General features: G+C 62.3%; 15 protein-coding genes and 2 pseudogenes. 10 read left to right on the forward strand and 7 right to left on the reverse strand.

From position 1 onward, the window contains the following. The 10 genes and pseudogenes from ACN6NG_RS05195 to ACN6NG_RS05240 form a co-directional block, all read left to right on the forward strand. On the forward strand, positions 1-125 hold a 125-nt coding region (locus ACN6NG_RS05195), incomplete at its 5' end, for a hypothetical protein (protein WP_226342985.1). A 145-nt stretch (positions 126-270) separates the two neighbouring features. Next, a pseudogene (locus ACN6NG_RS05200) lies at positions 271-1,228 on the forward strand (FAD-dependent oxidoreductase). 145 nt (positions 1,229-1,373) lie between these two features. Continuing rightward, the gene (locus ACN6NG_RS05205; protein WP_063424772.1) at positions 1,374-2,270 is read left to right on the forward strand and encodes a nitrilase family protein; all 897 of its coding nucleotides are present in this window, start codon (positions 1,374-1,376) and stop codon (positions 2,268-2,270) included. Between the two features lie 10 nt (positions 2,271-2,280). Next, on the forward strand, positions 2,281-3,435 hold the full coding sequence (locus tag ACN6NG_RS05210) for a hypothetical protein (RefSeq protein WP_063424770.1): 1,155 nt from the start codon (positions 2,281-2,283) through the stop codon (positions 3,433-3,435). Further along, positions 3,432-4,420, forward strand: a pseudogene (locus tag ACN6NG_RS05215) (asparaginase). Before ACN6NG_RS05210 ends, ACN6NG_RS05215 begins: the two are co-directional and overlap by 4 nt. Positions 4,421-4,511: 91 nt before the next feature. Then, complete coding sequence (locus tag ACN6NG_RS05220; protein ID WP_474313131.1) at positions 4,512-5,063, forward strand: UPF0149 family protein; 552 nt, start codon at positions 4,512-4,514, stop codon at positions 5,061-5,063. A gap of 169 nt (positions 5,064-5,232) precedes the next feature. Continuing rightward, positions 5,233-5,862: a glutathione S-transferase family protein gene (locus tag ACN6NG_RS05225; protein ID WP_063424764.1), complete on the forward strand. Its 630-nt coding sequence runs from the start codon at positions 5,233-5,235 to the stop codon at positions 5,860-5,862. A gap of 27 nt (positions 5,863-5,889) precedes the next feature. Then, complete coding sequence (locus tag ACN6NG_RS05230; RefSeq protein ID WP_353455883.1) at positions 5,890-7,926, forward strand: pyridoxamine 5'-phosphate oxidase family protein; 2,037 nt, start codon at positions 5,890-5,892, stop codon at positions 7,924-7,926. A 173-nt stretch (positions 7,927-8,099) separates the two neighbouring features. Further along, positions 8,100-8,996 carry a LysR family transcriptional regulator gene (locus ACN6NG_RS05235; protein ID WP_063424760.1) on the forward strand — a complete coding sequence of 299 codons (897 nt, stop codon included), beginning with the start codon at positions 8,100-8,102 and terminating at the stop codon, positions 8,994-8,996. Between the two features lie 157 nt (positions 8,997-9,153). After that, positions 9,154-10,449, forward strand: coding sequence for an MFS transporter (locus ACN6NG_RS05240; protein ID WP_049275915.1), 1,296 nt, complete (start codon positions 9,154-9,156; stop codon positions 10,447-10,449). A gap of 297 nt (positions 10,450-10,746) precedes the next feature. Here ACN6NG_RS05240 and ACN6NG_RS05245 read toward each other — a convergent pair whose 3' ends face one another. The 7 genes from ACN6NG_RS05245 to ACN6NG_RS05275 form a co-directional block, all read right to left on the reverse strand. Next, positions 10,747-11,616, reverse strand: coding sequence for an aldose 1-epimerase (locus tag ACN6NG_RS05245; RefSeq protein WP_474313132.1), 870 nt, complete (start codon positions 11,614-11,616; stop codon positions 10,747-10,749). Positions 11,617-11,640: 24 nt separating this feature from the next. After that, the gene (locus tag ACN6NG_RS05250) at positions 11,641-12,564 is read right to left on the reverse strand and encodes an EamA family transporter (RefSeq protein ID WP_063424756.1); all 924 of its coding nucleotides are present in this window, start codon (positions 12,562-12,564) and stop codon (positions 11,641-11,643) included. Between the two features lie 154 nt (positions 12,565-12,718). Further along, a complete protein-coding gene (locus ACN6NG_RS05255; RefSeq protein ID WP_019472239.1) occupies positions 12,719-13,999 on the reverse strand; it encodes a TRAP transporter large permease in 1,281 nt (426 codons plus the stop codon). Beyond that, positions 14,000-14,527 (reverse strand): TRAP transporter small permease, encoded by a 528-nt coding sequence (locus tag ACN6NG_RS05260; RefSeq protein WP_063424754.1) that lies wholly within the window; start codon positions 14,525-14,527, stop codon positions 14,000-14,002. It lies immediately after the preceding gene. 66 nt (positions 14,528-14,593) lie between these two features. Continuing rightward, the gene (locus tag ACN6NG_RS05265) at positions 14,594-15,565 is read right to left on the reverse strand and encodes a TRAP transporter substrate-binding protein (RefSeq protein WP_016488691.1); all 972 of its coding nucleotides are present in this window, start codon (positions 15,563-15,565) and stop codon (positions 14,594-14,596) included. A gap of 64 nt (positions 15,566-15,629) precedes the next feature. Further along, on the reverse strand, positions 15,630-16,511 hold the full coding sequence (locus ACN6NG_RS05270) for a glucurono-1,5-lactonase (RefSeq protein ID WP_063424752.1): 882 nt from the start codon (positions 16,509-16,511) through the stop codon (positions 15,630-15,632). Between the two features lie 26 nt (positions 16,512-16,537). Then, positions 16,538-17,344 carry an NAD-dependent epimerase/dehydratase family protein gene (locus ACN6NG_RS05275; RefSeq protein WP_063424750.1) on the reverse strand — a complete coding sequence of 269 codons (807 nt, stop codon included), beginning with the start codon at positions 17,342-17,344 and terminating at the stop codon, positions 16,538-16,540. Positions 17,345-17,508 lie beyond the last annotated feature (164 nt).

Below are 17,508 nucleotides of genomic sequence, written 5' to 3' on the forward strand. Positions count from 1 at the left end.
TGCTGCCACTGCTGGAACACTGCATCAAGACCCCAGGCGTGCACGTGATCGACTGCCCGGTCGATTACAGCGAGAACGACCGCATCCTCAACAGCGAGCTGCGTGAGCGCGCGCTGGCGGTGTAAGCACCGAAGACTGTATCGCTGGCAAGCCGGCCCCTTCAGGTTTCTCAAGATCCTGTAGGTGCCGGCGGGTGCTGCATAACAACCCCCTCACGCATCTTGCAAATGCTCATGCTCAGGTTCTTCAACTCATGGAGAACACGAGAGCATGACAATTGGTTCTACACACAATCACCCCGCCAATCTGACCATCGACCCATCACTGCCGATGCAGCCGTGGGCCGCGCGTTTCCCTAACCCCCCAGATCTCTGCTTCGACTACCGCCGCTTGATCGAACAAGAGGGAGGCGTTGCACGGGCCACACAGCCCGAACATCGCATTTGTATTGTCGGCGCCGGCGTTACCGGATTGACTGCGGCCCGGGAATTATTGCGCTGTGGTTTTAGCCGTATCACCTTGATCGAGCAGTCCCGGCGTGTAGGCGGGCGACACCTGACAGTCGTGAACAGCTCTGCAAGCCACAAGCAACCTGTAGCTCCTTTTGAGATGGGGGCCATGCGCATGCCTTTCTTCAATAGGACAGGAGAATCACCTAAAGATGGCCGCTCGCTTATGGCGTATTACGCCAAGCTGTTTGAGCTGCGGATTTCTGATTTCCCCACATAGCTTTGTGCACGATGTCTATGCCTATCGATACAACGACAGCTACCCCGATGACTGCATTCTCCTCAGTTACACCTGGGAGGATGATGCAACGAAATTGGCAGCCTTCTCTGATGAGGAATTGGCGACCAAGTGCCTGAAGGAGCTCGATCGGATCCTTCTGCGGTGCACCAATGTGGGTGAGGCGATATCGCCCTACATCGATACTCGAAACATTCGCATACAGCGTTGGAGCACAGACCGAAATGCGCTCGGGTGTGCGAAATTGTATAGGGCAGGTACCTACTTTGATGCGGTGAGCCTGATGAAATACAACCGTGATCTGAGCGCGAGCTCAGGGTTGTATCTGGCTGGAGAGTCCTTCTCAGTTGACGCCGGGTGGACAGAGCCGTGTTTGCGCACGGCAATTGATACGGTCATCAACCTCTGCAACAACACTTCAGCGCAATTCAATGGCGGCTTTACCCTAGAGCACTACCCACATTATCAGCTTGGGAAATAGCGGCGTACGGGTCATTTTGTAGGGGGAGTCCTACTGCGATCATGTGATTTTCCTTCGGTCCCATAGGACCCCCCTGACTGTCCCTCCCAGGCCCAACATCGCTTTACTGGCGTCCTTCCAAAACAACCACAAAAAGGAAGCCGCCATGTCTGAATCCTGTTCCCCCGTCAGCCCTGTACGTATCGCTGTCATCCAGTACGATCCCCAGGTCGGTCTTGAGCATTGTGAGCGAAACCTGGATAGAGGGCTGGCACTGGCCCGGCGCGCAGCAGGCGAAGGCGCCAACCTGATAGTGCTGCCTGAGCTGGCCAATACCGGCTATACCTTCAACTCCCGCGCCGAAGCCTATGCCCATGCAGAGACGCTGCAGGACGGCCCCAGCCTGAAAGCCTGGGCGGATTTCGCAAAGGAGTACCAAGTTTACCTGGCCGCAGGTTTTTCCGAGCGCGACGGGCTGAAGCTCTACGACAGCGCCGTACTGTTTGGCCCTGAAGGCCGGCTCGGGCACTACCGTAAGGCTCATCTCTGGAACCAGGAAAAACTCTGGTTCACCCCCGGCGATCTGGGATTCCCGGTATTCGAGACGCCGATCGGACGTATCGGCCTGCTGATATGCTGGGACATCTGGTTCCCGGAAGTCCCGCGTCTGATGGCGGCGCAAGGCGCCGACATCATCTGCAGCCTCAACAACTGGGTATGGACCCCGCCACCATTGTTCGATGAAGCAGGGCGCTGCATGGCCTCGTACCTGACCATGACCGCAGCGCATGTCAACAACGTTTATATCGCCGCCGCGAACCGTGTCGGGAGCGAGCGGGGCGGGCGCTTCCTGGGGTGCTCGCTGATCGCCGGTACCAATGGCTGGCCGATTGGCGAAGTAGGCAGTGCAGAGTCCGAAGAAATTCTCTATGCGGATGTAGATCTGAGCAGTGCACGCTCGGCGCCGATCTGGAACACCCTCAACGACCTGCCACGAGACCGGCGTACCGACCTCTACGATGCCAGTCTTGGCTACCGCTTGCACGCGCCCATGCCACGTTGAGGAGTCGCAAATGAACACGCTACTCTTCTCAGGACAGCAGCGTTGGCCTGTGTTGATTTTTGCCTGTCTGCTGGTGGTGCTCGCTGCGAGCCTTGCCCATGGCCAATGGCCGGATTATGCAGTAATGGTGGCGACGCTCGATCAGCCCCTGAGCCGCTTGCGCTGGATCGTCGGTGATATCAGCGAAGTGGCATTCTACAAGCACGAGCTGCCCGCACTGGGCTTGCTGCTGGGCGCTTGCCTGGCGCACTGGGGCCATGTGCGAGGGTATCGCTGGCAGGGCTTTGCCATTTGCTATGGCAGCGGGTTATGGCCATGGGTGTTCACCAGTTCGTTCTTGGGCTTGCTGCTCAGCCACGCGTTGTGGGGCTGGACCTTGGCCAGTGGCGACTGGCAACCCACCTTCGTCGCTTTCGTGTCATTGCCGGCGGCCATGGTGTTGCTGTTTGGTGCGGGCTGGCGGGTGGCGATCACAGGGGCGGTACTGGGGGCTCTACTGGTCACACCGGCCAGCCTGCTGATAGTCAACTACCTGTGCTACCCCCTGCAGTTGCCCGTAGTGGTTGGCAATGTGAGCGGCATGGCGGTTGCCAGTGTCGTGGCCTTCATCCTGTGCAAGCGCTTTCCTTCATGGGTACGCCAAAGCCGCGTAGCCACCGTAGTGGCGCCGGTCGTCAACCCGCCAGACTACGGTGTGGTCTGGACCTTGCGGCGCGTGCTGGCCGATTTCAGCGAAGCGCCATTCTTCGGCAATGAACTGGCCAGCCTCGGGCTGCTGCTGGGCGTGTTGCTGGCTTACCTGTTGGCCCCGGCTGCACCGTCGTACGGTTCAATGTTGGTGATGCAGATAGTGGCCGGGCAGGCCTTGGCATCGCTGGTTGGGGTCGTATTCTGGCGAGGCCAGTGGCAAGCCCGTGGGTGGTACCCTACCTACATTCCGATTGTCTCGATCGTTCCGGCCGCAGTGCTGACGCATGGCGGCAGCTGGCAAGTGGTGGTGGCCAGCGCAGTACTGGGTGCGCTGGTGGCTCCGCCGCTGGCAGTGGCAATCACCCAGCGGTTGCCGGCTTATGTGCATGGCTACATCGGCAACGTGATGTCGATGGCCATCAGCACGTTGGCGATCGTGCCTCTGATCGGGTTACTTGTGGGGGGAGAAGCATGACTGAACATTCGAGCCTGCCCAGGCTGTCGATCGCTAGCCTGGGGGCACGGTCAGTATGCAGGCCCAGGCTGTTGGGTGTGGTGTGACGCCAACCCTGGGCTGCGAGCAGCAACTGCTTCAGGTGCCACAGTTGCGCGAGATGGCGCAGTTGAACGTTGCTTCATTGTGCCTGGTCCCCAGTGCATCGCTGGACTTCGCGACGCTGCTGGACGTGCTGGCATGGGCCCGGTGCGAGGTGGAGCGCGGAGCCCAGGCCTTGGTAGTGAGCCAAGGGACCGATAGCCTGGAGGAGTCGGCTTATTTCCTCGATCTGCTATGGCCATTCGATGCGCCATTGGTGATGACCGGTGCCATGCGCTCGGCCAGCCAGCCGGGCAATGATGGGCCGGCCAACCTGTTGGCTGCGGCTCAGGTGGCATTGGCACAAGGCAGCTGCGGGCGAGGTGTGCTTGTGGTGATGAATGACCAGGTCCATCGCGCGGCAAGGGTTCGCAAGACGGCCAGCATGGCGATAGCCGCGTTCGAGTCGCCGGGATGTGGCCCATTGGGCGAAGTGGTGGAGGGGAAAGTGGTCTATCGCCATCCGCCAGCACGAGGGGAAGTGCTGCCCGTACCGCATCGCACCGACCAGCGCGTTGCCCTGCTGGAAGCCTGCCTGGACGCAGACACGGCGCTGCTGCAGGCTGTGGCTCCATTGGGTTATGAAGGGTTGGTCATTGCCGGCTTCGGCGCTGGGCATGTTGCCGCTAGTTGGTCCGATGTGCTGGAACAGCTGGCGCCCACCTTGCCCGTAGTTGTTGCCACACGCACAGGTAATGGGCCTACCGCCCGGGCAACCTATGGGTTTGCGGGCGCAGAAATCGACCTGCAGAAAAAAGGCGTATACATGGCAGGGCACCTCTGCCCGCGCAAATGCCGAATCTTGCTGTGGCTGTTGATTGGCACCGATAGGCGACATGAGTTGCACGACTGGTTGCACGCCTGAACCATCTGCCCGCGCGGTAGTTCACGCGGGCAGCCCTTCCGGCGTTGCTGTGCTAGGGTGCACACACTTTTGCTTCCCAGGATTCTCACCCATGCTCCCCGTACTCAGCGAAAAAGAACTCGACCGTCTCGAAGACCTGTTGATCACCTACGGCAACGACTATTCCGTGCTGAACCTGGCCGAACTCAATGGCTTTTTCACCGCGCTGGCCAGTTCGCCGGTCGCCGTCTTCCCGGAGCAATGGCTGCCCGCAGTGGCCGGTGGCAAGGTGCCGAAGTTCAAGAAGCCTGCGCATGAAGAAGCGTACACCGCGTTGATGTTGCGCTATGCCAATCAGGTGAAAGAGGCATTGACTGAAGACGTCGACCACTTCGAGCCGCTGTTCGAGGAAAGCGAGGGTGAGGGTGGCACTGTGATCGTCATGGAGGAGTGGTGCTTCGGCTATATGCGCGGCACCCAGATTGCCGGTTGGGGCGAGTTGCCGCTGGAGCAGGACCTATTGCTCAAGGCCATTTCGCTACACGGGCTAGAGGACAACTTCGAGCTGCTGGACCAGATGAGCGAAGCCGATATCCAGGCCTGCGTTCCGCAGGTAGTTGAGGCCGCACGGGGGCTGTTCCGGTATTTCAAGAAGCTGCACTGACCTGATATTCGTTGGCTCGCGGCCCCTGCACTTACCTGCACATCTTTTGGAAACCATTATTGCGCCCCGCGAAATTATGGTTTCCCTTGTGCACTGATTCTGCTGCCAGCCGATCCAGTGCAGCATAGGTTCCACCAGCCCATCCCGGTGCTGATCAGGAGCCAAACCCATGTCGAACCCTATCAAGCTCTACAACTTCCCCAAGTCTGGCCACGCCCATCGCATCGAATTGATGCTCTCGCTGCTCAACCTGCCCACCGAGCTAGTGTTCGTCGACCTGGCCAAAGGCGCGCACAAGCAGCCGGATTTTCTGGCCCTCAACCCGTTCGGCCAGGTTCCGGTTATCGATGACAACGGCACGGTGATCGCCGATTCCAATGCCATCCTCGTCTACTTGGCCAAAAAGTACGACAACGGTACCTGGCTGCCCGAAGAACCCGCTGCCGCCGCCCGTGTCCAGCGCTGGTTGTCGGTGGCTGCAGGCCCGCTGGCCTTTGGCCCCGCTGCTGCGCGCCTGGTGACCGTGTTCGGCGCTGCGTTCAACACAGACGAAGTCATTGCCCGTGCCCATACCCTGCTCAAGGTGATCGACGCCGAGCTGGCCACGGCGCCATTCCTGGCGGGCAGCACGCCCACTATCGCCGACATCGCCAACTACTCGTACATCGCCCACGCCCCCGAAGGCAACGTGTCGCTGGAGCCCTATGCCAACGTGCGCAGTTGGCTGGCACGGATCGAGTCGCTGCCGGGCTTCGTGGCCATGCCACGCACTGTGATCGGGCTGCAGACCAGCGCCTGATACCTCGCCTTCAAGAGGAACGCCACCATGCAACAGCCCCCGGACCACCGCCCCTCGCCCTGGCATGCGGGCGAGAAAACCCTGCAGGAAAAGGTCGGTGTAGCAGAACGCATGGAGGCGTTCGGGCAAAAGGTCATTCGTGACTACATGCCCGACCAGCACCGTAGTTTCTATCACCAGTTGCCGTTCATGGTGGCCGCCAGCGTGGACGTTCTTGGCCGGCCTTGGGCCACCCTTCTGGAAGGGCCGGAAGGGTTCGTCAGCTCGCCCGACCCTCGCGTGCTGACGATCGACACCACGCTGCCAGCAGATGACCCCGCCACCCCGGGGCTGGTAGCCGGGCAGGCGGTCGGCCTGCTGGGTATCGAACTGCACACCCGTCGGCGTAATCGCATCAACGGGCAGATCCGCCAGGCTGCAGAAGGACAACTGCAGGTGAGGGTGGAGCAGTCGTTCGGCAACTGCCCGCAGTACATCCAGTTGCGTGACTACACCCGCGTTGCCGAGCCCGCCCAGGCGCGTGTCGATGCGACCACACTGGATGCCACAAGCGTCAGCCTGATCCAGGCTGCCGACACGTTCTTCGTCGCCAGCTATGTCGAGCAAGGTGACGGCCAGCGCGCTGTGGATGTTTCTCACCGTGGCGGCCGGCCAGGGTTCGTCAAGGTCGAGGGCAATCGGCTGATCATTCCGGACTACGCGGGCAACCTGCACTTCAACACCTTGGGCAACTTGTTGGTGAACCCGCGGGCCGGCTTGCTGTTCATCGATTTCAGCAACGGCAATGTGCTGCAGCTGTGCGGGCGTGCAGAGGTACTGCTGGACAGCCCGGCCATCCAGGATTTCGAAGGTGCCGAGCGGCTGTGGACGCTGGAGGTGGAGCAGGTAGTGTGGCGCCCGGCGGCGGTTTCCCTGCGCTGGGCGTTCAAGGAATACGCACCGACCAGCCTGATGACTGGCACCTGGGCCGAGACCGACGCACGCCTGCAGCAACGCCAGTTGCAGCGCCAATGGCAAGCCTGGCGTGTGCTGCGGGTGGAGCAGGAGAGCCGCGAAATCCGCTCGTTCTACCTTGAGCCGCCCAGTGATAGCAGTGTGACCTTTGCGCCAGGGCAACATATTCCGGTGCAAGTGCAGATCGACGGTGAGGCCGCGATGATCCGGACCTACAGCTTGTCGAGCGCACCGTCCGATGGCTACCTGCGTATCAGCGTAAAAGCGCAGGGGCCCGCCTCTCGGCACCTGCATGAGCGCGTCAAGCCAGGGGATGTGCTGGATGTGCGCTCGCCTATGGGCAGTTTCACGCTGGATGAGCAGAGTACACGCCCGCTTGTGCTGATTGGCGCGGGCGTGGGTGTCACGCCATTGCTGGCCATGCTGCGTGAGCAGCTGAACAAAGGGCAGGCACGGCGCATCCATTTATTCCATGGCGCCCGCAGCCTGGCCGACCTGCCATTCGGGCAGGAGCTGGCAAGCTTGCGGCAACAGGCCGGCGCCTTGCTGCACGTTCATCGCGCCCTGAGCCAGCCAGAAGACCATGCCGTGGCCGGGCAGGATTATGAGTTTACCGGCCGGCTTGGCATCGAGCAGGTCAAGGCGACGCTGGCGCTGGACGACTACGATTTCTACCTGTGCGGCCCGGGCAGCTTTACTCAGGACCTTTACGAAGGGCTGCGCACGGTGCATGTGCCGGACGCGCGCATTCACGCTGAAGCCTTTGGCCCGTCGACGCTGCGGCGGCACACGGATGCAGGCCAGCCCACCTTGCAACAGCCGCCTGCGGCCAGCGAGCCAGTACCTGTGTACTTCGCGGCGTCGGCCAAGGAGGCGCGTTGGGCACCTGGCAGCGGTACCCTGCTGGAGCTGGCCGAGGCGCGTGGGTTGGCGCCGGAGTTCAGTTGCCGGGGTGGGTCGTGCGGTACCTGCAAGACCAGGTTGGTGAGCGGCCAGGTGCATTACCCGAACCCACCGGCAGAGCTGCCGGAGGCGGGATCGGTACTGATCTGTTGTGCGGTACCGGGGCGGGTTGAGGAGGGGATACAGGCGCTGGTGCTGGATATCTGATATCCCTGTCCGGGCCTCTTCGCCGGCAAGCCAGCTCCCACAGGGATTGCACATACCTAGAGCTCAATGCGGTCGAGGTGGGAGCTGGCTTGCCGGCGATGAGGCCAAGGCAGGCACCACAAAGCGCCCGGATAACCGATAATCCCGGCACCCCCAAATACCCAGGAGCCCGCATGGACCAGATCCACCTGATGAAGGTGTTCGTCGCGGTAGGTGAGCTGGAGAGCTTCGCCGCCGCCGCGCGCCGCCTGGACATTTCCCCGGCCGCCGTCACCCGCGCCGTCAGCGCCTTGGAGGACCAGCTTGGCGTGAAGCTGCTGCTGCGCACCACCCGCAGCGTGCGCCTTACCGAAGCCGGCGGCCGCTACCTGGAGGACACCCGGCACATCCTGGCCAGCATCCACGAGGCCAACGAGGCGGCCGCTGGCATCAACGCCACCCCCAAAGGCGACCTGGCAGTTACCGCCCCGATCCTGTTCGGCAAGAAGTTCGTCATGCCCTGTATCGTTCGCTACCTGCAGCAGTACCCGGACGTCGATGTTTCCGCCTACTTCCTCGACCGTGTGGTGAACATGGTCGAGGAGGGCATGGACGTGGCCGTGCGCATCGGCCCGTTGCCCGACTCCGGGTTGAAGGCATTGCGGGTCGGCAGGGTGCGGCGCATGTTGTGTGCGTCACCCGACTACCTGGCGCGCCATGGCGTGCCGAAGCATCCCTCCGACCTGGCCGGGCATGCGGTGATCGGCACCACCAACCTGTCGCCCCGGGCAGGCTGGCGCTTTGGGGTGACAGAAGAGCCAACCTTGGTGCGCATGAAGCCGCGCTTGACGGTGACCAGCAATGACGGGGCGATTGCTGCCGCCAGCGGCGGGCTGGGGATTGCCCGCCTGTTGTCGTACCAAGTGGCCGATGAGCTGGCCGGTGGGCAGTTGCAGGTGATCCTGGCGGAGTACGAGGAGGCGCCCTGGCCGATTCATGTGTTGCATCGCGAGAGCAAGTACGGCTCTGCCAAGGTCAGGGCCTTCATCGACATGCTAGCGCAGGCGCTGCGGGCCCAGCAGCTGGACTGAGATCGTACAACGCAAGGTGAAACATTAAGAAATAATAAGTGTTGTACGACGACCTATGACATGGCACTCTTCCGCCTGAAACAATTTGTCGCAAATATCGCTGCCGGTGTTCGCGCCAATTGCTCGCCACACTAAAAACAAGAAACTCAGGTGAACCATGAAGATGAAAGGCATCCGTTGGTGGATGGTCAGCCTTGTCACGGCTGGGCTCGTCGTCAACTACCTCGCCCGCAACACCCTCTCGGTGGCCGCCCCCACCTTGATGACCGACCTCTCCATCAGTACCGAGCAATACGCCAAGATCGTTGCCAGTTGGCAGGTGTGCTATGCCCTCATGCAGCCGGTAGCCGGCTGGTTCATCGACTTCATCGGCACCAAGCTGGGCTTTGCCGTGTTCGCCATGGCCTGGTCGCTGGCATGTGCTGGCGCCGCCCTGGCCACCGGTTGGCAGAGCATGGCCTTCATGCGCGGGTTGCTGGGCATGACCGAAGCCGCTGGCTTGCCGGCCGGGGTCAAGGCTACCACCGAGTGGTTCCCGGCCAAGGAGCGCTCGGTGGCGATCGGCTGGTTCAACATCGGCTCGTCGCTTGGCGCCTTGCTGGCGCCGCCGCTGGTGGTGTGGGCGATCCTGCACAGTGGCTGGCAGCTGGCGTTTGTGATCGTTGGCGCCTCGGGCATTGTCTGGACCCTGCTGTGGATGCTGTTGTACAAACACCCGCGCGACCAGAAGCGCCTGAGTGATGAAGAGCGCGACTACATCCTGGCCGGCCAGGAAGCGCACTTCAAACAGGACAGCCGCGAGAAGGGCGCTTGGAAGCGCATTTTCAAGGCCCGCAACTTCTACGCCATCGCTTCGGCGCGGATCCTCTCCGAGCCCGCCTGGCAAACCTTCAACGCCTGGATTCCGCTGTACCTGATGACCGAGCGGCACATGAACATCAAGGAAGTGGCGATGTTCGCCTGGCTGCCGTTCCTGGCTGCCGATATCGGCTGTGTGCTGGGCGGGTATCTGAGCCCGCTGTTCCACCGCTACTTCAAGGTGTCGCTGTTCACCTCGCGCAAGATGGTGCTGGTGTTCGGTGCCAGCTGCATGATCGGCCCGGCCTGCATCGGCCTGGTGGAAAGCCCGTATACGGCGATCCTGCTGCTGTGCATTGGCGGGTTTGCCCACCAGACGCTGTCAGGGGCGTTGTACTCCATCACCTCCGACTCGTTCAGCAAGGACCAGGTGGCCACGGCGACCGGCATGGGCGGCATGTGCGGTTACCTGGGGGCAGCAGCGTTTACCCTGGTGTTCGGCATTCTGGTCACGCAGATCGGTTACAGCCCGCTGTTCGTGGTGCTGGCGGCGTTCGATATCGTGGCAGCAGTGCTGGTGTGGAAGGTGGCCCGGGAGGTGCGTGGCGAGCCTTCGGTCACGCCGATGGCAAACCCGACCGGGGCATTGGCATAAGGCTTGAAATTTCGGGGCCGCTTTGCGGCCCATCGCCGGCAAGCCAGGCTCCCACAGGTACTGCACAAGGCTTGAGGTCTATACGATCAAGTGGGAGCTGGCTTGCCGGCGATGGGCTGCGCAGCAGCCCCAATCAAGGCAACACAATCAAAGCGGCCGATACTGCAACCGGAGCACCAGTCTCATCCCTTCCCCCTGCTCCCACAGGTACTGCACAAGGCTTGAGGTCTATACGATCAAGTGGGAGCTGGCTTGCCGGCGATGGGCTGCGCAGCAGCCCCGATCAAGGCAACACAATCAAAGGGGTCGATACTGCATCCTGAACCCCAGGCTCCTTCCTTCCCCCTGCCGCAACAACCGCAACCCCGGCCGCCCTGGCAGGTGATGCGCATTGACCGGGTGGCTTACCGGTTCAAAGCAGAAAAACCCTTGCCCCTGCGGGCAAAACAGCAAGAAGTGCTCAGCCCCGCTGGCACTGCACGCCAGTCGATAACCCGCGCTTGGCTGTTCGATCACACACTCTCCCGGCCAGCCACTGAAGGCGTGATCGACCACCGTCTCGGGCAAACGCCCCAGGGCATTGAAACACCACTGCTCGGGCACCTCGGCCTGGTACGACGGCAACCGCCCGTCCTCTGCCAGCCATACCTTGCGCGCCACTGCATATAGCTGGGTATCGGGATACCGCGGGAAGTAAGGATGCAACCCCAACCCATACCAGGTAGCTGGTTCATCCAGGTGCGTCACATGCAGGTCCAGGCTCAGGCAGCCATCCTGCAGGTGCACATCCAGCGTGGCTTGGTAGGCAAACGGCACTGCACTGTCCAGCGTCAACCGGGCCCGTCGTTCACTGTGGTGTTCTACCTGCCAGGCCTGTTGCCAGGCACTGCCATGAATCGGGTAAGGGTCATGGCCGGTATTGGGCGCCAATGCCTGCCAGCCTTCCGGCCGGGCAAAGCCACCCTCGGCAATACGGTTGGACCATGGCGCCAGCGGGTAACAGGCCAGGCGTCGCGGGGCGCCACTGGCCAGCGCGGCCGGGTCAGAATGGCGCAGCAGCGCTTGCCCGGTCGCTTGCACTTCCCAGTTGACCAGGCTGGCGCCCAGCTCCGGAGCCAGGCTCAGGCGGGTCAGGTGGTCCTGCAGGTGCAGTTCGGTCACAGCCATTCAAGGCTCCTTTCAAATGAACAATCAACTGGCCCGACGGTAGGTGAGCAGCACGATGCCGCACACCACCACGGCACCGCCGAGTAATTGCAGGGTACCGAGCTGCTGGTCGAGCAAGGCCCAGCCCAGCAGCAGCGTGGCGATGGGTTCGACGTTCATCACCGGTGCGTTCTGCGCCATGTTCAGCCTTGGCACACACACGAATAGCAAGGTGAAGGCCAGGCCATACAGCACCACCAGGCTGGCTAAAGCCACCCAGCCACTGCTGCTGCCCGGCAGTGACAAGCCGGACGGCATCACGCCGCTTGCGCCTGCAACCAGCATGCTGGAGAACACGATCAGCAAGGTCAGCAGGCTGCGCACGGGGCCGCGCACGCTGGCCAGTTTGTGGTCGGTGATCCACAACGCGCAGGCGAAAGCACAGGCAGCGCCGAACGCCAGGCCGACCCCTAGCGCCCAGTGCGGGTTGGCCGTGCCGCTGTCGGCAAGGCGTGCCGGCACATCCAGCGCCAGCACCAGGCCGCACAGGATCAGGCCCATGAACAGCACAGTGCGGCCGGTGGGGCGTGCGCCGCCCAGCGCCCAGGTAAGCAGCGCCAGCAGCATCGGGAAGGTGTTGCCCACCAGCAGCGCCAGGGCTACCGGAATGCGCGCCACCGCCGAGTACAGGCACAGGCTTTGGGTGGCGATCAGCAGGCCCAGCAGCAGCTGCCAGTGCCGGGTGCCTGCCGGCAGGCCCAGCGCCTGGCGTTGCCACAACAGCAGGCAGGCCAGTGCCAGCAAGGTGATGCCTGAGCGGCAGAGAATCGCCAGCAGCACGCCGGTGCCGTCATCGAAGGCGATGCGCGCGGCGATGTGGTTGCCGGCGAATGAACAGGCCAGCAGGGCGAGCAGGGCGATGGCCAGTTTGCGCGGGAATAGAGGTACAGCCGAGGAGGGAACAGCCATGTGCAGGATCCATTTGCAGAAAGAACCAGAGTGCTGCTTTACAGCCCATCGCCGGCAAGCCAGCTCCCACAGGGCTTGCGCAGGGCTGGAAGGCTGCACAATCCTGTTGGAGCTGGCTTGCCGGCGATGGGGCGCAGAGCGGCCCCGATTGCAGTTAAAGCACCACGCTAGGCAGCCACAGGGAGATGGCCGGAATGTAAGTCACCGCCATCAGCACCAGGAACAGCGCCAGGTAGAACGGCAGCAGCGCCTTCACCGTCGACTCGATGCTCACCTTGCCGATGGCCGAGCCCACGAACAGCACGGCGCCCACCGGTGGTGTTATCAGCCCGATTCCCAGGTTCACCAGCATGATCATGCCGAAGTGCACCGGGTCCACACCAATACCGGTAATCACCGGCAGCAGGATCGGCGTGAGGATCAGGATTAACGGCGCCATGTCCATCACCGTGCCCAGCAGCAACAGCATGAAGTTGATGCACATCAGAATCACGTAGCGGTTGTCCGACAGGGTCAGGAACGCCGTGGTGATCTTCGACGGGATCTGCATCAGCGTCATCACGTAGCCGAAGCTGGCGGCAAAGCCGATCAGGATCATCACGATGGAGATGGTCCGTACCGTGCGGTGCATCAGCTTGGGCAGGTCGCGCCACTTGTAGTCGCGGTAGATGAACATGGTCACGAAGAATGACCATACCACTGCCACGGCTGCCGATTCGGTCGCGGTGAACACGCCCGACAGGATGCCGCCGAGGATGATGACCATGGCCATCAGGCCCCACAGCGCCTCACCGGCAATTTTCAACGCCTGGCGCAGCGGGATCACTTCGCCCTTGGGGTAGTTGCGCTTCTTCGCGAAGATCAGGCACAGGCCCATCATCACCGCGCTCAGCAGCAAGCCGGGCATCACCCCCGCCATGAACAGCGAGGCAATGGATACCGTGCCGCCCGCCGCCAGCGAGTACAGCACCGAGTTGTGGCTGGGTGGGGTCAGCAGCGCTTGCACCGAGCCACTGACGGTCACGGCGGTGGAGAACTCGCGCGGGTAGCCTTTACGTTCCATCTCCGGGATCAGCACCGAGCCCACCGAGGCGGTGTCGGCCACCGACGAGCCGGAAATTGCACCGAAGAAGGTCGAGGCCATGATGTTGACCAGCGACAGCCCGCCACGCACGAAGCCCACCAGCACCCCGGCAAAGGCCACCAGACGCCGTGACATGCCGCCTTCGGCCATGATCGCGCCGGCCAGCACGAAGAATGGAATGGCCAGCAGCGAGAACTTGTTAACCCCACTGGCCACCTGGATCATCATCGCCTGCAGCGGGATGTCGATCCACCAGGCGCCGATCAGCGCCGACAGGCCCAGGGCGTAGGCCACCGGCATGCCCAGCAGGATGAGTGCAATGAAACTGCCCAACAGAATGAACGCATCCATTTATGCCGCTCCTTCGCTTTCTTCTACGTGGTCGAAACGCACCACCTTGCGGTGGCTCTGGTCGCCCATCAGGAGTTTTTCCAGCACAAAGACCAGGGTCAGCACGCCACCGACCGGGATCGGCGCATAGGTCATGCCCACCCGCACACCCGGCAGGGATGCCAGAAACTGGTTCCAGGTAGTGATGCACAGCTTGGTGCCGTAGTAGGTCATGAACACGCATACCAGGATCATCAGGACCTGCACCAGAAGCGCGACCATGCTGCGCTGCAGCGGTGGCAGGCGATCGGTGATCATCGCCACCGCCATGTGCGCCCCGGCCCGGTAGCTGGCAGCGGCGCCGACGAAGGTGAACACCACCATCAGCAGGATGGCCACCGGCTCCGGCCAGCTGGAGCCGGTACCGAGCACGTAACGGGCAAAGATGCCCCAGGGAATGATCAGCGTCATGGTCAGGATCGACAGGCCGGCGATCCAGATACAGGCGCGGTACAGCGTGTCGTTTACACGCAGGAAGAGGTTTTTCATGGGCATCACCAAAGCGGCAGGGCGGCGGGCGCCGCACTGCCGAGGTCGATTGGGCTGGGGCCGCTGTTACTGGACGGCGTCGATACGCTTCATCAGGTCGGCGTACGGCGCGCCGTACTTCTCGCGTACCGAAGCGGTGGCGTCATAGAACGGCTTCTTGTCGACGGTAATGAACTCGACACCAGCGGCCTTGAGCTTCTCTTCGCTGGCGGCGGACTTGGCGTCCCACAGCGCGCGCTCTTCCATCTGTGCTTCACGCGCCACCTTCTTCACCAACGCCTGCTGCTCGGGGCTGAGCTTGTTCCAGGTGGTCTTGGACATCACCACGGGTTCCGGCAGGATCAGGTGGCCGGTCAGGGTGTAGTACTTGGCGCTCTGGAAGTGGTTGTGCTCAAGCAGGGTGGGCGGGTTGTTCTCGGCGCCATCGATCACGCCGGTTTGCAGGGCGCTGAAGATTTCCCCGGTGTCCATGGCGATGCCGTTGCCGCCCATGGCGTTCATCATGTCGATGAACAGCGGGTTGCCCTGTACGCGAATCTTCATGCCCTTGAGGTCTTCCAGGCTGCGTACCGGCTTTTTCGTGTAGATGCTGCGCGAGCCCCCGTCCATCCAGGCCAAAGCCACCAGGTTGAAGTCGGAGTTGGTGATCTTGTCGAGGATTTCCTGGCCGATCTCGCCGTCGATGATCTTGCGCATGTGATCATGGTCGCGGAACACGAACGGCATGTTGAACACGTTCACATCCGGTACTACCGGGCCGACGATCCCTAAGCTGACGCGGGTCATCTGCACCGCACCGATCTGCGCCTGTTCGATCACTTCCTTTTCCGAGCCCAGCACACCGCCGGCGAACATCTTGAAGGTGATGTCGCCGTTGCTGGCCTGCTCGAGTTTTTTGCCCATGTTCTGCTCGGCGACCACGGTCGGGTAGCCGGCCGGGTGAATTTCGGCGAACTTGATGTCCAGTGCCGAGGCGGGCATGGCCACGCTGAAGGCGAACGGGAGTACGGCAAGGAGCAGCTTGCGTTTGAACGTCATGATGAAACTCCGTGGTTTTTATTATCCGGTTTCGTGTGTGCAAGTGTGGGTGCGGCAGAGGGCGTCAGCCCCGGTAGGCAGGTTCCTCCAGGCCCTTGGTGTCAGGGTTGAGGGCAAATACCCCGCCCGCCAGGGGCTGGTCACTGAGGTCTGTGCCTGTGGGGCGGATCGAGGTGACGTAAAGGGTGTCGAGGTTGGCGCCACCAAAGGCGCACATTGCCGGCTTTTTCACCGGCACGCTGAGCGAGCGGTCGAGGCGCCCGTCAGGGGTGAAACGGTGAACTTGCCCGGCGTCGTTGCCGCAGATCCAGTAGCAGCCATCCTGGTCGATAGCGGCGCCGTCGGGGCGCCCAGGGTAGCCGCGCATGTCGACGAACAGCCGCTTGTTATGAGGCGTGCCGCTGTCGATGTCGTAGTCGAAAGCCCAGACCTTCTGCACGTTTGGGTGCGAGTCGGACAGGTACATGCGTGTGCCGTCGGGGCTGAAAGCCAGGCCGTTGGGCACGATCATGCCGTCTTGCAGCAGGTGCAGCTGGCCTTCTCCATCATGGCGGTACAGCGCACCCACATGAGCACCTTGCTGCATGTCCAGCAGCATGGTCCCGGCCCAGAAGCGGCCCTGGCGGTCGCAGCGCCCATCGTTGAAGCGCATGCCGGCCTGGGCGTGCGGCACGCTGCTGAGCAGGCGCTTATCAAGGCTGCCATCGGGCTTGGGCTGCAGCTGAAAAATGCCGCTTTCCATGCCGGCGACCCAGCCCTGGCCGCTGCGCGCGATGCAGGCCAGCATCTCGTCGCCCTGCCAGACCTGGTGCTTGCCATCGGCCGCCTGCCAGCGGTGCAACTGACGGGCGGGGATGTCGACCCAGTACAGGGCCTGTTCGCTGGGGTGCCATACGGGGCTTTCGCCGGTGCCGTTGCGGGCGTCGACGATCAGTTCACAGTTCATGGCCGTGCCTCCTGGCGTGCGTGGGTTCAGTTGAACGGGCCGGCCACGGCGAAGGCGCCGCCCTGGTAGACCATGCTCGGGTCATCGGCGGCAGGCGCCGGTTGGGCTTCCACAGCGGCGCGGAAGCGCTCGGAGCTGTCCTTGGGCTCATAGCCAAGGTGCTCGGCATAGCGGTTGTCCCACCACACGGTGCGGTTATCGGAGGCGCCGTAGACGATGGTGTGGCCAACGTCGGGCGTGAACAACCCGCGCTCGATCAGTTGCACCAGGTCGTCGTAGCTCAGCCAGGTGCAGAGCATGCGCGGGTTTTGCGGTTGCGGGAACGAAGAGCCGATGCGAATGCTGACGGTCTCGATGCCGTAGCGATCGAAGTAGAAACTGGCTACATCCTCGCCGTAGCACTTGGACAGCCCGTAGTAGCTGTCGGGGCGGCGCGGCGAGTGGGCGTCGATGCGCTCGTCCTGGCGGTAGAAACCAATGGTGTGGTTGGAGCTGGCGAAGATGATGCGCTTCACGCCATGCTTGCGTGCGGCCTCGTAAACATGGAACACGCCGCAGATGTTTGGCCCGAGGATGTCTTCGAAGGAATGCTCGGTGGACACACCGCCGAAGTGGATGATGGCATCAACGCCGTCAACCAGCGCATGTACCGCAGCTTTGTCGGCCAGGTCGCAGGTAATCACCTCTTCATGCGGGCCTGCAGCAGGTGCCATCGGGCTGATATCGGAAAGGCGCAGGACCTCGGCGTAGCCTTGCAGGCGTTCGCGAAGGACCTTGCCCAGGCCGCCTGCGGCTCCGGTGAGCAGCAGGCGATTGAGGGGGGTAGTGGTCATGGCCGGCTCTTGTTGTTAATTGTTGTAGGTTGTCGTATGACTTTGCTGATTATTGGCGGTGGATTCGGCTATTGTCAATGAGGCCTGCGTCTCTTTATGGCCTGTCAGGGCCCTACCGCCGGCGAAGACCCGACCCCACGTACGCCACAAAGGCGGGACATACC

It is taken from the genome of Pseudomonas sp. TSO6 (assembly GCF_056098905.1).

What these genes read in the sequence shown, in the direction of transcription:
- ACN6NG_RS05255 (WP_019472239.1), bottom strand. Translation starts at nt 13,999, where the DNA reads ATGGATGCGTTCATTCTGTTGGGCAGTTTCATTGCACTCATCCTGCTG.
- ACN6NG_RS05220 (WP_474313131.1), top strand. Translation starts at nt 4,512, where the DNA reads ATGCTCCCCGTACTCAGCGAAAAAGAACTCGACCGTCTCGAAGACCTG.
- ACN6NG_RS05245 (WP_474313132.1), bottom strand. Translation starts at nt 11,616, where the DNA reads ATGGCTGTGACCGAACTGCACCTGCAGGACCACCTGACCCGCCTGAGC.
- ACN6NG_RS05250 (WP_063424756.1), bottom strand. Translation starts at nt 12,564, where the DNA reads ATGGCTGTTCCCTCCTCGGCTGTACCTCTATTCCCGCGCAAACTGGCC.
- ACN6NG_RS05265 (WP_016488691.1), bottom strand. Translation starts at nt 15,565, where the DNA reads ATGACGTTCAAACGCAAGCTGCTCCTTGCCGTACTCCCGTTCGCCTTC.
- ACN6NG_RS05225 (WP_063424764.1), top strand. Translation starts at nt 5,233, where the DNA reads ATGTCGAACCCTATCAAGCTCTACAACTTCCCCAAGTCTGGCCACGCC.
- ACN6NG_RS05230 (WP_353455883.1), top strand. Translation starts at nt 5,890, where the DNA reads ATGCAACAGCCCCCGGACCACCGCCCCTCGCCCTGGCATGCGGGCGAG.
- ACN6NG_RS05205 (WP_063424772.1), top strand. Translation starts at nt 1,374, where the DNA reads ATGTCTGAATCCTGTTCCCCCGTCAGCCCTGTACGTATCGCTGTCATC.
- ACN6NG_RS05210 (WP_063424770.1), top strand. Translation starts at nt 2,281, where the DNA reads ATGAACACGCTACTCTTCTCAGGACAGCAGCGTTGGCCTGTGTTGATT.
- ACN6NG_RS05270 (WP_063424752.1), bottom strand. Translation starts at nt 16,511, where the DNA reads ATGAACTGTGAACTGATCGTCGACGCCCGCAACGGCACCGGCGAAAGC.
- ACN6NG_RS05235 (WP_063424760.1), top strand. Translation starts at nt 8,100, where the DNA reads ATGGACCAGATCCACCTGATGAAGGTGTTCGTCGCGGTAGGTGAGCTG.
- ACN6NG_RS05240 (WP_049275915.1), top strand. Translation starts at nt 9,154, where the DNA reads ATGAAGATGAAAGGCATCCGTTGGTGGATGGTCAGCCTTGTCACGGCT.
- ACN6NG_RS05260 (WP_063424754.1), bottom strand. Translation starts at nt 14,527, where the DNA reads ATGAAAAACCTCTTCCTGCGTGTAAACGACACGCTGTACCGCGCCTGT.
- ACN6NG_RS05275 (WP_063424750.1), bottom strand. Translation starts at nt 17,344, where the DNA reads ATGACCACTACCCCCCTCAATCGCCTGCTGCTCACCGGAGCCGCAGGC.